13 protein-coding genes are annotated in these 14,830 nt (G+C 61.3%); 11 read left to right on the forward strand and 2 right to left on the reverse strand.

All coding sequences use genetic code 11. From position 1 onward, the window contains the following. Nucleotides 1-352 precede the first annotated feature (352 nt). The 10 genes from BMZ42_RS00390 (at nt 353) to BMZ42_RS00435 (ending at nt 11,548) form a co-directional block, all read left to right on the forward strand. Nucleotides 353-787 (forward strand): MerR family transcriptional regulator, encoded by a 435-nt coding sequence (locus BMZ42_RS00390; RefSeq protein WP_420492428.1) that lies wholly within the window; start codon nt 353-355, stop codon nt 785-787. Nucleotides 788-1,481: 694 nt separating this feature from the next. Further along, on the forward strand, nt 1,482-3,272 hold the full coding sequence (locus BMZ42_RS00395) for an acyl-CoA dehydrogenase C-terminal domain-containing protein (protein ID WP_091517424.1): 1,791 nt from the start codon (nt 1,482-1,484) through the stop codon (nt 3,270-3,272). Between the two features lie 302 nt (nt 3,273-3,574). Further along, a complete protein-coding gene (locus tag BMZ42_RS00400) occupies nt 3,575-4,003 on the forward strand; it encodes an endonuclease domain-containing protein (RefSeq protein WP_091517784.1) in 429 nt (142 codons plus the stop codon). Continuing rightward, complete coding sequence (locus BMZ42_RS00405) at nt 4,000-5,172, forward strand: acyl-CoA dehydrogenase family protein (protein WP_091517426.1); 1,173 nt, start codon at nt 4,000-4,002, stop codon at nt 5,170-5,172. The genes BMZ42_RS00400 and BMZ42_RS00405 overlap by 4 nt, the downstream gene beginning before the upstream one ends. An 8-nt stretch (nt 5,173-5,180) precedes the next feature. Then, nucleotides 5,181-5,666, forward strand: a complete 486-nt coding sequence (locus tag BMZ42_RS00410) for an OsmC family protein (protein WP_091517427.1) — start codon at nt 5,181-5,183, stop codon at nt 5,664-5,666. Then, nucleotides 5,659-6,867, forward strand: a complete 1,209-nt coding sequence (locus tag BMZ42_RS00415) for an acetyl-CoA C-acetyltransferase (protein WP_091517429.1) — start codon at nt 5,659-5,661, stop codon at nt 6,865-6,867. Before BMZ42_RS00410 ends, BMZ42_RS00415 begins: the two co-directional genes overlap by 8 nt. Nucleotides 6,868-7,068: 201 nt before the next feature. Continuing rightward, on the forward strand, nt 7,069-9,285 hold the full coding sequence (locus BMZ42_RS00420) for a 3-hydroxyacyl-CoA dehydrogenase NAD-binding domain-containing protein (protein ID WP_091517431.1): 2,217 nt from the start codon (nt 7,069-7,071) through the stop codon (nt 9,283-9,285). Nucleotides 9,286-9,544: 259 nt separating this feature from the next. Next, complete coding sequence (locus tag BMZ42_RS00425; protein WP_091517432.1) at nt 9,545-10,084, forward strand: thioesterase family protein; 540 nt, start codon at nt 9,545-9,547, stop codon at nt 10,082-10,084. Between the two features lie 71 nt (nt 10,085-10,155). Then, nucleotides 10,156-10,809, forward strand: a complete 654-nt coding sequence (locus BMZ42_RS00430; RefSeq protein ID WP_091517435.1) for a S24 family peptidase — start codon at nt 10,156-10,158, stop codon at nt 10,807-10,809. Next, nucleotides 10,790-11,548 carry a thermonuclease family protein gene (locus BMZ42_RS00435; RefSeq protein WP_139207815.1) on the forward strand — a complete coding sequence of 253 codons (759 nt, stop codon included), beginning with the start codon at nt 10,790-10,792 and terminating at the stop codon, nt 11,546-11,548. Before BMZ42_RS00430 ends, BMZ42_RS00435 begins: the two co-directional genes overlap by 20 nt. Here the strand turns inward: BMZ42_RS00435 and BMZ42_RS00440 are convergent. After that, a complete protein-coding gene (locus BMZ42_RS00440) occupies nt 11,537-13,195 on the reverse strand; it encodes a lysine--tRNA ligase (RefSeq protein ID WP_091517439.1) in 1,659 nt (552 codons plus the stop codon). The two genes, BMZ42_RS00435 and BMZ42_RS00440, sit on opposite strands and share 12 nt — an antisense overlap. 163 nt (nt 13,196-13,358) lie before the next feature. On the opposite strand from BMZ42_RS00440, the gene BMZ42_RS00445 reads away from it, so the two are divergent. Continuing rightward, a complete protein-coding gene (locus BMZ42_RS00445) occupies nt 13,359-13,772 on the forward strand; it encodes a tellurite resistance TerB family protein (protein WP_091517441.1) in 414 nt (137 codons plus the stop codon). A gap of 40 nt (nt 13,773-13,812) precedes the next feature. On the opposite strand, the gene BMZ42_RS00450 is transcribed toward BMZ42_RS00445, so the two are convergent. Continuing rightward, complete coding sequence (locus BMZ42_RS00450) at nt 13,813-14,655, reverse strand: transporter substrate-binding domain-containing protein (protein ID WP_091517443.1); 843 nt, start codon at nt 14,653-14,655, stop codon at nt 13,813-13,815. Between the last annotated feature and the right edge of the window lie 175 nt (nt 14,656-14,830).

Here is a 14,830-nt window from a genome sequence, read left to right on the forward strand (position 1 = left end):
CAGAGAGCGGCTTTGTTGCCTTGCGCGCTGTCTGGTCTGGCGTTGGGGGAAGAACCGTGCGCAACGAATTACATGGGTGACACGGGATACCGCCGCACACACCATTCCCCACACATGGTAAACAAGCCGTTAACCATCTTTTCGGGAGAGGCCGCTGCGGCAGGCGCAGTGCCCCTGCGTCAGGAATTCGCACTTGCAGCATTATTTTTATGGCACTATATGCCCGCCATCGAACGGGTCGGCGACGGCCCGTTTTTGATGTGAGTGTCCATTCACCGGAAAGCCTTCAACCTCCAAGGTTCTTCCACTTGGTGCCGTGCTTCGTATGGCGCCATGTACGCGGATATTGAAAATGATGAACATGGTTCCGGCCAGCGAAAGCCTGGCCAATGCTACCGAATTGTCGGATGCATATATTCGTATTGGTGACCTGGCGAAGCAGTTCGGCGTCACCCTGCGCACTCTGCGTTTCTATGAAGACAAGGGCCTCCTGACTCCCAAGCGGGAAGGCAACCAGCGTCTCTACAGCCAGCGCGACGTGACCCGGCTGCGCCTGATTACGCTTGGAACCAAGGTCGGTTTCTCCCTGCGTGAGATCAAGCAGGTCATGGATATGTACGATCCGAACGGCAGCAACACTCGGCAGCTGCGCTTTCTGCTTGAAAAGTCCGAACGTCAGATGGGCAAGCTGGAAAAGCAGCGCGCCGAGATCGACGAGGCGATTGACGAGCTCAGGAACAGCATGGACGGCTGGCGCGAGCTTCTGACCCAGCGTCAGGCCGCCTGATCGCCACCGATCCCGATCCTTCTGAAAAGCCCGCCTCGTGCGGGCTTTTTGTTTAAGCATGCCTCCCGAAAGTGGGAGCCGGTTTCGGGTCAAAGGCATGCGTGAAAACGAGCATGTCTCCCGAAAGTGGGAACCGGTTTCGGGATCAAGGCATGCATGAAAACGAGCATGCCTCCCGAACGTGGAGACCGGTTTCGGGTCAAAGGCATGCGTGAAAACGAGCATGTCTCCCGAAAGTGGGAACCGGTTTCTGGTTAGAGACATGCGTAAGAGCGAGCATGCCTCCCGACAGTGGGAACCGGTTTCGTGAGCAGCTAAAGCGCCAGGCGCGACTCTCAAAAGATCGCGACGCGATTCAGTGTGCGGCGGGCCTGCCGATCACCTCTGGCCAGCCACGCACCGCCCCACTTCCTAGCCTTGCTCCGTGTCACCGCGTCCGCGCGGCACTTCTGCCCCGACACGCTTCCCGCCTTGCCAGTTGCGAGCAACGCCCTTCCGTCGCATCAACGTCGCGTCCCGTCGTCATCCTCGGCTTCCCCCGGTGCATCCAGCCCCGCTCTTGCGCGAATTTTCACCTTCCGACTTCACAATTGACGTTTACGCAAACGTCAATTGTTGGTAATATGTGGCATCCTGGAACAACCGGCGGCATGATCCGGTCTGCTGCCTCACGCCTGCTGTCTGGAGGACATCCATGCCAATTTACAAGGCTCCCGTCGCCGATACCCTGTTCGTGCTCAATGATGTGCTCGGCTATGAGCGTTACGCCAACCTTCCCGGTTTTGCCGATGCCGGCCCCGACATGCTCGAAGCGATCCTTGGTGAAGCCGCGCGCGTCGCCGAAAATGTCATGCACCCGCTCAACCGCGTTGGCGACGAACAGGGCTGCGTCCGTCACGAAGACGGTTCTGTCACCACGCCGAAGGGCTTCAAGGAAGCCTATGACCAATATCGCGAAGGTGGCTGGATGAGCCTGTCGCTGCCGGCGGAATTCGGCGGACAGGGGCTGCCCTACACGATCCACTCCGCCGTCGGCGAGTACATGTCGTCGGCCAACATGGCGCTGATGATGTATCCGGGTCTGACGCAGGGCGCGATTGCCGCGATCCTGGTCCATGGCACCGACGAGCAGAAGCAGACCTATGTGCCGAAGATGACCGAAGGCGTCTGGACCGGCACGATGAACCTGACCGAGCCGCATTGCGGCACCGATCTTGGCCTGCTGCGCACCCGCGCCGTGCCGACCGGCACTGGTTCCTACAAGATTTCCGGCCAGAAGATTTTCATCTCGGCTGGCGACCACGACATGGCCGAGAACATCATCCATCTGGTGCTCGCCCGCATCGAGGGCGCGCCGGAAGGCACCAAGGGCATCTCGCTGTTCATCGTGCCGAAGTTCAAGCTCGATGCCGACGGTAATCCGGGCGAGAAGAACGGCGTTTCGTGCGGCTCCATCGAGGAGAAGATGGGCATTCACGGCAATTCGACCTGCGTCATGAATTATGACGATGCCGAGGGCTTCCTCATCGGTGCCGAAAATGGCGGCTTGCGCGCCATGTTCGTGATGATGAACGAGGCGCGTCTCGGCGTTGGCCTGCAGGGTCTGTCGATCAGCGAGATCGCCTATCAGAACGCCGTTGCCTACGCCAAGGAGCGCATCCAGGGCCGTTCGCTGTCCGGCCCGAAAGCGCCCGAGCTGAAGGCCGATCCGATCATCGTTCACCCCGACATCCGTCGCAACCTGATGAACATGAAGGCGATCAACGAGGCGGGTCGTGCGCTGCTGTTGTGGACCGCGCTTCAGGCTGACGTCACCCGTTCCTCGCCCGACGAGGCCGCTCGCCAGACGGCGGAAGACCACATGGGCCTGATGACCCCGATCATCAAGGGCGTCCTCACCGACAAGGGTTTTGACCACGCCGTGATGGCGCAGCAGGTCTTCGGCGGCCACGGCTATATTGAAGAGCACGGCATGAGCCAGTTCGTGCGCGATGCCCGCATCGCCATGATCTATGAGGGCGCCAACGGCATTCAGGCGCTCGATCTCGTTGGCCGCAAGCTGGCGATGAATGGCGGCCGCGCGGTGCAGACCTTCTTCAAGGAAGTCGGCGATTTCTGCGAGGAAAACCGCGCCAACGAGCAGATGGCTCCGTTCACCAAGGGCATTAAGAAGGGCCTCAACGATTTGCAGGCGGCAACCATGTGGCTGATGCAGAACGCGATGGCCAAGCCTGACAATGCCGGTGCCGCCTCGACCGACTACATGCACCTCTTCGGTCTGGTCGCGCTCGGCTATATGTGGGGCCGCATGGTCAAGACCGCGCAGGAAAAGATCGCCGCCGGCGAAACCGCGCCGCTCTACGAAGGCAAGCTGGTCACCGGCCGCTACTTCATGGACCGCATCATGCCCGAAACATCAGCCCATCTCGCCCGCATCTCGTCCGGCGCGGACTCGATGATGGCCCTCGACGCGGAAGCGTTTTGAGGTCTGGCACAGCCTGCTCCCTCCCCCTCGAGGGGAGGGTGGACATCCGCCGCAGGCGGATGGACGGGTGGGGTTATCTCCACCCGGCTCGACCTTCCTTTTTCCACGTCCCGCCCCGTCGTACCCACCCCACCCCGGCGCTTGCGCGCCGACCCTCCCCTCAAGGGGGAGGGAGATCCGGCGGCCTTTCCCTCCCCCTTGAGGGGAGGGTGGACAGCCGCCACAGGCGGATGGACGGGCGGGGTTGCGTCGGCAGCGCGTCAGCGCTTCTATGCTCCGGCTATCCGGGGAGGGGCGTTATCGTGCCGCGCACACGTGTCAGTGCCGAGATGCGTCACAAGGCACGCTCGTTGCGCAATCACGCGACGCGTGCGGAGACACTGTTATGGTACGAGCTTCGCGACCTTAAATCGCAAGGCATCAAGTTTCGTCGCCAATGCCCGATCGGGCCGTATATTGCCGATTTTGTCTGCCCGGCTGTTCGGTTTGTTTTGGAGATTGATGGTGACAGCCACGAGCGCGAGGAGGGCAAGCGGCATGACGCAAATCGCGACGCCTATTTGCGCTCGCTGGGGTATGAAGTTTTGAGAGTTGATGAGCCGGACGTGATTCACAGTGCCTGGCACGTCTCACAAATGGCAAAGAATAAAGTCGCGGCCCTCGTCAGCGACCCCACCCGACCGCTTCGCGGCCACCCTCCCCTCGAGGGGGCGGGAGAGGAGAGATCATGAGCACGAACCCAGCCACCATTCTCGATCTTCCGAAACCGGCATGGGCCGATGAAGAAGTCGCCATGCTCTACGACATGGCCACGCGCTTTCTCGAGGCCGAGATTGCGCCGCGCTATGAGGAGTTCGAGAAGGCCGAGATCTTCGACCGCGAGAGCTGGAAGAAGGCCGGTGAAAACGGCCTGCTCTGCGCCTCGATCCCCGAGGAATATGGCGGCTCGGGCGGCACCTTTGCCCATGAGAGCGCGATCATCGAGGCGATCAGCCATGTCGGCGTCGACGGGTTCGGCATCGCGCTGCACAATTCCATCGTCGCGCCCTACATCCTTCATTATGGCTCGGAAGAGCAGAAGAAGAAGTGGCTGCCGAAGATGGCCACCGGCGAACTGATCGGCGCCATCGCCATGACCGAGCCGGGCGCAGGTTCCGATCTTCAGGGCGTCAAGACTCGCGCCGAGAAGGACGGCAACCACTACCGCATCTCCGGCTCCAAGACCTTCATCACCAACGGCCAGCTCGCCAATCTCATCATCGTCGTCACCAAGACCGATCCGTCCGCCGGTGCCAAGGGCACGTCGCTGATCGTGGTCGAGACCGATGAGGTCGAGGGCTTCGAACGTGGCCGCAATCTCGACAAGGTCGGCCTCAAGTCCAACGACACGTCGGAACTGTTCTTCAACGACGTGCGCGTGCCGACCTCGAACCTGCTCGGCTCCGAGGAAGGGCAGGGCTTCATCCAGCTGATGCAGCAATTGCCGCAGGAACGGCTCCAGATTGGCACCACGGCGATTGCCGCCTGCGAAAAGGCGCTGGCGCTGACCATCGATTACGTCAAGGAGCGCAAGGCGTTCGGCAAGTCGATCCTCGAGTTCCAGAACACCCAGTTCAAGCTCGCGGAACTGAAGACCGAGGCCACCATCGGCCGCGTCTTCTACAATGACTGCGTCGCGCGTCATATCAATGGCGGCCTTGATCCCGTCACTGCTTCCATGGCCAAATACTGGCTGTCGGATTTGCAGGGCAAGATCATGGATGAATGCCTGCAATTGCACGGCGGCTATGGCTATATGAATGAATACCCGATTGCGCGCATGTGGCGTGACGCGCGGGTGCAGCGCATCTATGGCGGCACCAACGAGATCATGAAGCTGCTGATTGCGCGCAGCCTTTAGGAGCTGGAATGTCAACGCATATCGCGGAAGTGATCTGGCGCGCGCGCCCGGGCGATGAGTTCCTCGCCGGTCGCTATTCGCGTTCGCACGAGCTGCGCTTTGACGGTGGGGCGGTTGTCGCCGGCTCGCCGTCGCCCTCTGTCGTCCCGGCCCCCTGGTCGGACGCGGCGGGCGTGGACCCGGAGGAGATGTTCGTCGCCTCGCTGTCGTCCTGCCACATGCTGTGGTTTCTCGATTTCGCGCGCCGCGCCGGTGTCGAGATCCACGCCTATCACGACCTTGCCGAAGGCGTGATGGCAAAGAATGACGAGGGCCGCATCGCCATCACCCGCGTCGCACTCCGGCCCACCATCGACAGCGACGCCGATAGGGCGACGCTCGAAGACTTACATCACAAGGCGCACGAGGCCTGCTTCATCGCCAATTCGGTGAAGTGCGAGGTCGTCGTGGAGCCACAAACCCGTTCTGAAGGGAAGGAAGCAGATCATGTCTGATGCTTATGTCTATGACGCCGTGCGCACGCCGCGCGGCCGCGGCAAGAAGGATGGCTCGCTGCACGAGGTGCCGGCGGTGCGTCTGGCCGCCAAGGTTCTGGAAGCCGTGCGCGACCGCAACGGCCTCGACACCTCCCAGGTCGATGACATCATCTTCGGTTGCGTCGATCCGGTCGGTGAAGCCGGTTCCGTGATCCCGCGCTCGGCCTCGTTCGAGGCTGGTTACGATCAGCGCGCTCCGGGCATCCAGCTGTCGCGTTTCTGCGCCTCGGGCCTCGATGCCATCAATCTCGGCGCAGCCAAGATCGCCGGCGGTTCCGACGACATCGTCATCGCCGGCGGTGTTGAATCGATGTCGCGCGTCGGCATGGGCATGTCGGGCGGTGCCTGGTTCATGGACCCGTCGGTCGGCCTGCCGGGCTATTTCGTGCCGCAGGGCGTTTCCGCCGACCTGATCGCCACCAAATACGGCTTCTCGCGCGACGACGTCGACGCCTATTCGGTCGAAAGCCAGAAGCGCGCCGCCCATTCGTGGGAGCAGGGCTACTTCAAGAAGTCGGTCGTGCCGGTCAAGGACCAGAACGGCCTCGTCATCCTCGACCATGACGAGCACATGCGTCCCGGCACCGACATGCAGTCGCTGGCCTCGCTCAACCCGTCCTTCGTCATGCCCGGCGAGATGGGCGGCTTCAACGCCGTCGCCATCCAGCGCCACCCGGAAGTCGAAGCGATCAACCACGTCCACCATGCCGGCAATTCGTCGGGCATCGTTGACGGTGCTGCCGCCGTGCTGCTCGGCTCCAAGCGTGCCGGCGAGACGATGGGCCTCAAGCCACGCGCCCGCATCCGCGCCTTCACCAATATCGGTTCGGAACCGGCCATCATGCTGACCGGCCCGGTCGACGTGACCGAGAAGCTGCTTGAAAAAGCCAACATGAAGATCTCGGACATCGATCTGTTCGAGCTCAACGAAGCCTTCGCTTCGGTGGTGCTGCGCTACATGCAGGCGTTCGACATTCCGCACGACAAGATCAACGTCAATGGCGGCGCGATTGCCATGGGCCATCCGCTCGGCGCCACCGGCGCGATCATTCTCGGCACCGTGCTCGACGAACTGGAGCGCCGCAATCTCAACACCGCTCTCGTCACGCTGTGCATCGGCGCGGGCATGGGCACCGCGACGATCATCGAAAGGGTCTAGCACGGGGCTTTCCCTCCCCCTTGAGGGGAGGGTCGGCGCGTCAGCGCCGGGGTGGGGTCCTCGCGGCCACGCTCAACGTAATTTCAAAGGCCGTGCGCGGCATCGGGAAACCCCACCCGGTACGCTTCGCTCGCCACCCTCCCCTCAAGGGGGAGGGAAACCGCGGCCCCGCCGCAACCGTTTTCAAGGAGGAATTCTCCAATGACTGATTACAAGAACTTCACGGTCGAAACCGATGCAGACGGCATTGCGCTCGTCACCTGGGACATGAAGGACCGTTCGATGAACGTCTTCACCGAAGAGGTGATGGACGAACTCGACAAGATCATCGATCAGGTCGTCGCCGACGCGGCGGTCAAGGGTGCCGTCATCACCTCCGGCAAGGAGACCTTCTCCGGCGGTGCGGACCTGACCATGCTGCAAAAGATGCTGAGCGTCTTTGCTGCCGAGCAGGCCAAGGACGAAGACAAGGCGATCCAGCTTCTGTTCGACAATGCCGGTCGCATGAGCCAGCTGTTCCGCAAGCTGGAAACCTGCGGCAAGCCTTGGGTTTCCGCCATCAACGGCACCTGCATGGGCGGCGCATTCGAAATGTCGCTGGCCTGCCATGGTCGCGTCGCCGCAGATAGCGACAAGGTCAAGATGGCGCTGCCAGAGGTCAAGGTCGGCATCTTCCCCGGCGCCGGTGGCACCCAGCGCGTCCCGCGTCTGGCCGATCCGCAGTCGGCTCTGCAGATGCTCACTTCGGGTCAGAACCTGTCGCCGAAGAAGGCGAAGGGCATGAACCTGATCCACGAGATCGCAGCTCCGGACCAGCTGATCGAAACCGCCAAGGCGATGATCAAGAATGGTTTGAAGGCGGTTCAGCCGTGGGATGAAAAGGGCTTCAAGCTGCCCGGCGGTCCGGTCTATTCGGCAGCCGGTGCAAATCTGTGGCCGCCAGCAATCGCGATCCTGCGTCGCGAGACCTATGGCAATTATCCGGGCGCTGCGGCGATCCTGAAATGCGCCTATGAGGGCCTGCTGGTTCCGTTCGACACCGCCCTGCGCATCGAACAGCGCTACTTCACCCAGATCATGCGCTCGACCGAAGCCCGCATGATGATCCGCTCGCTGTTCGTCTCCTTGCAGGAGCTGAACAAGGGTGCGCGTCGTCCCGCTGGCGTGCCGGAGACGAAGTTCAAGAAGATCGGCGTTCTCGGCGCTGGCTTCATGGGCGCAGGCATTGCCTATGTCACGGCCAAGGCCGGTATCCCGGTCGTCCTGCTCGACCGCGACATGGCGTCGGCTGAAAAGGGCAAGGCCCATTCGGCTGGCCTGATGGACGGCGCGATCAAGAAGGGCCGCGCAACGGCAGAGCAGAAGGACCAGCTTCTGTCGCTGATTACGCCCACCGTCGACTACAAGGATCTTGAGGGCTGCGACCTCGTCGTTGAAGCCGTGTTCGAGGATTCCGAAGTCAAGAAGGGCGCGACCCAGCAGACCGAGGCGGTCATCGCTTCCGATGCGATCTTCGCTTCCAACACCTCGACCATCCCGATCTCGTCGCTGGCGCAGAACTCGTCGCGTCCGGCCAATTTCATCGGCATCCACTTCTTCTCGCCGGTCGACAAGATGATGCTGGTCGAGATCATTCTGGGCGAAAAGACCGAGGACAAGGCGATTGCCACCGCGATCGACTATGTCCGCGCGATCAAGAAGACCCCGATCGTCGTCAACGACACCCGTGGCTTCTACGTCAACCGCTGCGTGCTGAAATACATGGCCGAAGCGTTCCAGATGCTGATCGAGGGCGTTCCGGCGGCGATGATCGAAAACTCGGCGCGCATGGCCGGCATGCCGGTTGGCCCATTGGCGCTGACCGACGAAACCGCCATCGACCTTGCCCAGAAGATCATGAAGCAGACCATCCGCGATCTCGGCGAAGGCGCTGTCGCCGCCGATCAGTTCGCGCTGGTCAACACCATGGTCGACACCCATGGTCGCCATGGCCGCAAGAACGGCAAGGGCTTCTACGACTATCCGGAAAAGCCAGCCAAGAAGCATCTCTGGGCTGGCCTCAAGGATCTCTATAAGCAGCAGGACGCCGACAAGATTGATGTTGAGGAACTGAAGCAGCGGTTCCTCGTCACCATCGCTCTGGAAGCTTCCCGCGTGATGGAAGAGGGCATCGTCACCGATCCGCGTGAAGCCGATGTCGGCTCGATCCTCGCCTTCGGCTTTGCGCCCTACACCGGTGGCGCGCTCAGCTACATCGACGGTATGGGCGTCAAGCAGTTCGTCGAACTGGCCAATCGCCTCGAAGGCAAGTACGGCGCGCAGTTCAAGGCGCCTGCCTTGCTGATCGACATGGCCGCAAAGGGTGAGACGTTCTACGACCGTTTCAACCCGTATCCGAAGGCCGACAAGGCCGCCTGACCGGAGTTGTCACCCTCTCCCCCGCGGGGGAGGGTGATTTCCTGTCGTTGACACCGAAATGACGAAAACGCGCCGGTCTATTTGCGGCATTGTCCTTTACCGGCGCGTTTTTGGACTCGTTTTGCCACGCTTCGTCGCACAGAGTTCGCAAGTCATTGATTTTCAATCACATCTCAAAGGAAGCTGGAAAAACTCTTCCACCTTCCTTTGAAATGTGGATCACTTTCCACCGCGTTTGAAATCAAGGGGTTGAGCCTGAATGTATGTCTGGGGACGCCTTGCTCGCATGATGCTGACCGCCAAATCGCGCGGTCGCTATATGATGGGCGATGAGAGCAGGCTGAAGTTTCGTTGCCTGCCAACCGACATCGATTCCAACATGCATCTCAACAATGCGCGCTACATGATGCTCGCCGATGTTGGCCGCATCGACATCTTCTATCGCGCCGGCCTGATCGACCTCGCCCGCAAGAATGGCTGGGCTCCGATGATGGGTGGTTTGCAGACTGTTTTCGTTCGCGAAATCCGGCTCTGGAAGAAGTTCGAGGTCGTTTCCACCGTCGAAACCTGGGAAGACACGCAAGTCATCGGTCGCCATCGTTTCGTGCTTGAAGACGGTCGCACGGCGGCGTTGGTGATGACGACTGCCGGAATTTATGACTTCAAAAACAAGAGCTTCCTGCAAATCGACGATCTCGTCGCCCAGCTCGGCGCGTCCATCCGTCCGCGCGAACCGAGCGAGGAAGAGCGCATCTTCATGGCCTCTCACGGGCGTCTGCGCCAGCTCGCCAAGGGCTGAGTTCTGGACAGCCCGTATCGCATGTCTTACCTATTGAGAGAGGCATTTTTTCCTGTTTCGAAGGACGTCCGATGCTTTCGCATGAACAGGTTTGGGCTGCAATCGACGCATTGGCCGAGCGCCATGCCCTGTCCGTGTCGGGGCTCGCCCGCCGGGCAGGTCTCGATTCTACCGCTTTCAACAAGTCGAAACGCTATTCCGCCGATGGCCGTCCGCGCTGGCCCTCGACCGAATCGCTTGCCAAGATCCTCGAGGCGACCGGCGCTTCATTTAGCGAACTCATTGAATTGGTTGAAAATTCCCGCTCTGGCGTAGCGCAATCAACGCCCCGGCGCGCTTCCTCCACGCTGCCCATGATGGGCTTTGCGCAGGCCGGAACCGGTGGCTATTTCGACGACGCCGGTTTCCCGGTCGGGCAGGGTCTTGAGGAAATCGATGCACCTGCCGAGGCCGGCGAGGGCGCTTATGCGCTGAAGGTGTCGGGCGATTCCATGATGCCACTTTATCGCGATGGTGATATCCTGATCGTGCAGCCGGGGGCGAGCTTGCGCAAGGGCGACCGCGTGGTCGCCAGAACGCGTGGCGGTGAAATAATGGCCAAGGTGCTCGCAGCGCGCACGTCCGAAACGGTGACATTGATGTCGTTGAATCCGGTTTATCCGGATCGCGCCCTGCCGTTGGTCGAAATCGAGTGGATGGCAAGAATTGTCTGGGCAAGTCAATAGGTTAACCGCGCCCGTCGCGTTGCTGGCGCTCGGTGGAATCGCTGTCGCAGCCTTTTTATATACGGTTGCGGGCAATCGGATTCTCTCGCAATCGTCGGTCGTTGACGCTGGCGAGATGATCCTGGAAGTGCCGGAAATCGGAGAGCTGGATCTCGGCCCCGAAATCGTTGCGGAGACGGTCGTGCCCGTCATCCGTCCGGTCGCCCCCGACATTCTCGGCGCGCCGATCATCGAACCCGGCCAGTTCGAACGCGTCGAGGACCGCGATCCACTGAGCCCGATGGGACGTGCGACCGATCCGCGTGACCTGCCACCACAACCGACCGCGCTGCATCGTCCCGTCGTGACCGCCGCCGGCTCCTTCGAAGCGCAGGGCCACAAGGTGGTGCTCGGTGGTATCGAAGTCACTGATCCGCAACAACAATGTGGCGATAGCGGCAAGCAGTGGCCATGCGGCATCCACGCCCGGACGGCATTCCGAACCTGGCTGCGCGGCCGTGCGCTTTCGTGTGTGGTAACGCCTGTGCCGGTTCAGGAGGCGGTCGTCAGCGACTGCACCCTCGGCACTCACAATCCCGCTGAATGGCTGGTTTCCCAAGGTTGGGTCAAGGCTGCCGCCGATGGCCCCTATGCGAAGCTTGGGGCTCAGGCCGAAAAGGAAAGGCGAGGCCTGTTTGGACCCGCCCCCGATAGTTCAATTCCGTCCACTGCGTTGCCGCAGGTTCAATCAGGCAACTAGCTGACCGCTCAGCGCTTTTTCGATCAGGCCACGCGTGTTGTCGATGCCGTAAAGCGCCGCAAACGAGCCAAAACGCGGCCCGCGCTCCTGTCCGATCAGCACCTGATAGATCATCTGGAAGAAGGCGACCGAAACACCGGGTCCGCCTTCCGGGCTCTTCTTGCTATGGTCCTGATAACGCTCGATATTGCGTGCGACGTCGAGCGCGGCGTTCTGGATCGCCTCGCCATCGGCGTCTGCCGGAAGGGTGCCAAGCTTGTCCGACAGCGCCTTGAGCGCCTCCGTCTCGACCTCGTCGGCAGCACGGAACACCTTGGTTGGCCTGACGAAATCGTCGAAATAGCGGATCGCATAGCCAACCAGTCGGTCGAGTTCCGGATGGGTCTCCGGCGTCACGCCCTCAGCATGGCGCGAGATGAAGCCCCACAGTACCGCCTTGTCATGGGCGTTCGAGGCGCTGACCAGATTGAGCAGCAGCGCGAACGACACCGGCAGGTCGATCACCGGCGGGTTGCCATTGTGGATGTGATAGACCGGATTGCCCAGACGCTCCTTCCAGCCCTGCCGCTGATAGGCGGAGAGGAACTGGTAATATTCATCGACGGCGCGCGGAATGACGTCGAAATAGAGCTTCTTGGCCGTGCGCGGCTTCTGGAACATGTAGAGCGCAAGGCTTTCCGTCGGCGCGTAGGTCAGCCACTCGTCGATGGTCAAGCCGTTGCCCTTCGACTTGGAGATCTTCTCGCCGTTCTCGTCGAGGAACAATTCGTAGACGAAATGCTCCGGCGGACGCCCGCCGAGCGCCTTACAGATGGAATCGTACACGCCCATGTTCGGGCCGTGGTCCTTGCCGAACATTTCGAAATCGACGTTGAGTGCCGCCCAGCGCGCGCCGAAATCGGGCTTCCACTGCAGCTTCACATTGCCGCCAAGGATCGACTGGGTGACTTCCTCGCCGTCCGGATCGTCATAGGTGATGGTCGCGTTGACGGCATCGACCTTCTTGATCGGCACATAGAGAACCTGGCCGGTCTTGGGTGAGATCGGCAGGAACGGCGAATAGGTCGCGCGGCGCTCTTCGCCGAGCGTCGGCAGCATGATGTCCATGATGGCGTCATAGCGCTCGGCAACGCGGCGCAGGATCGGGTCGAACTTGCCCGACTTGTAAAATTCCGTCGCGCTTTCAAAGTCATAGTCGAAGCCGAACGTGTCGAGGAAGCGGCGCAACATGGCGTTGTTATGCGCGCCAAAGCTGGCATGCTCGCCGCCGAACGGGTTCGGCACGACGGTCAGCGGCTTGTGCAGATGCGGCTCGAGGAACGAACGGTCCGGCACGTTGTCCGGGATCTTGCGCATGCCGTCCATGTCGTCGGAGAACGACAGCAGGCGTGCGGGAACCTTGCCTTCGGTGAGGATGCGGAAGGCATGCAGCACCATCGTGGTGCGCGCCACTTCGCCGAATGTGCCGATATGCGGCAGGCCGGAGGGGCCATAGCCGGTCTCGAACAGGACGACCTGCGGCCAGTCCTTGCCCTCATACCGTTTGACGATCTTGCGAGCCTCCTCGAACGGCCATGCTTTGCTCTCCTGCGCGGCGGCGAGGATTTCAGGCGAAAGCGTGAGCGAGTTGGATCGCGTATCAGTCATTGAGGGCTTCCTGTGAGAGTTTGCGGGCACTGGGCCAGTGCGGGGCCAGCGCTCGCAAGCTCTAGGCTTGGTTTCGCAAAACGTCAATGTTTGCGCGGGTTTTACGTTGCGATGCGGCCTGTGCGCACCTATTTTCGGCCCAGTTCAAACGATGGAGAACCCCATGTCAAAACCTACACCGCAAGAAGCGCTCGTCTATCTGATGGTCATCATGTCGGCGGCCGACCGCGATATGGGAGACCGGGAGCTGGCGCGGATCGGTGCGATCATCCGCACGCTGCCGGTGTTTGAGGGGTTCCCGCAGGCCCGCACGCTTGAAGTGGCGCAGCAATGCCAGCAATTGCTTCAGGAAGAAGCCGGTCTTGGTGGCCTGCTGGCGTTGATCAGGTCGGCGCTAAGCGACGAGCTTCGCGAGACGGCCTATGCGCTCGCGGTTGAAGTTGCTGCTGCCGATATGTCGGTGAAGGAGGAGGAAACGCGCGTGCTCGATATCGTGCGGGATCAGTTTGCAATCGATCCGCTGGTGGTTGCGGCGATCGAAAGCTCGGCTGCCATCCGTCATCGCCGGGCAGCCTGACCGTATCCAGGGGCGCAGCGTCTCGTTCGGGGCGCTGCGCTCAGTAGAAGCTGATCGGAAAGTGACGCAGATAGAGTTCGGCGAAGGTGCCGTTGACCGTCAGGTCACGCAACGCATAGTCGAATGCCTCGGCAAGCAGGGCTTTCGTGTGCGGGACGGCGATGGCAAGGCCGGAGCCGAGAAATTCCGGCGCGATATAGGGGCCGCCGACGAAATGGCAGCAATCCTGCGAATTGCTTCCGGCCAGCCAGAAAGACAGGCGCATGCCGTCGCCGAATATGCCGTCGAGCTTGCCGCCACGCAGCCCCTCAAACAGCCATTCAGGCCGCGCGAAGGTCACCACCTGGGCATCGGGGAAGTAGGTGCGGAGCATGGCCTCATGGGCAGACCCGGCCAGAACGCCGATGCGCCGGCCCGCCACGGTGCTGTGCATCGGCTCGGCCAATGTTGACGAGCGCGGTACGGCGAAGCGGGCGGGGAAGCGCAGATAAGGACGTGAAAACGCATAGCCGGTGCGTGTTTCAGCTGTCACCGGCGTGCCGGCGATGAGAGCTTCGCCCTGACCGGAGCCGATCGCCTCTTCCAGTTCGTCCCATGGCAGTGCCTGAATCTGGCACAGGTCGGCAATCTGCAATTCACGACAGATGGCGCGGACCAGATCGACGTGAAAGCCGGTCAGTCGCCCTTCGGCATCCAGATAGTTGAATGGCGGAAAATCGACGGTCGTCAGGAAGCGCACCCGTTCGACCGATGACAGGTCGGGCCGCGAGAGCCGTTCCTTCTCGTCCCAGTAGTCCGGGATGGCTGGTTGCGCCAGCGCGGATATGACCCACGCTGACAGCGCCAGAGCGGACAGGACAGCGATTTTCAGCAGATCATTCATGGCGCGCCGGATTGCAGGGGGCTGGTCTTTTATTCGCGCCTGCCGCCGCCGTGTCAACCGCGACACGGGGCCGTAGGGTCCATCCAGGCGATGCGGCAAGGATGGATCAAATATAGCTGCAAGCAAAGCGACTCATCATGCTTAACGAAGTCTTGCCAGAAAAGATTATTGGAAT

This window comes from Aquamicrobium aerolatum DSM 21857 (genome assembly GCF_900113935.1).
GTDB lineage: Bacteria > Pseudomonadota > Alphaproteobacteria > Rhizobiales > Rhizobiaceae > Aerobium > Aerobium aerolatum.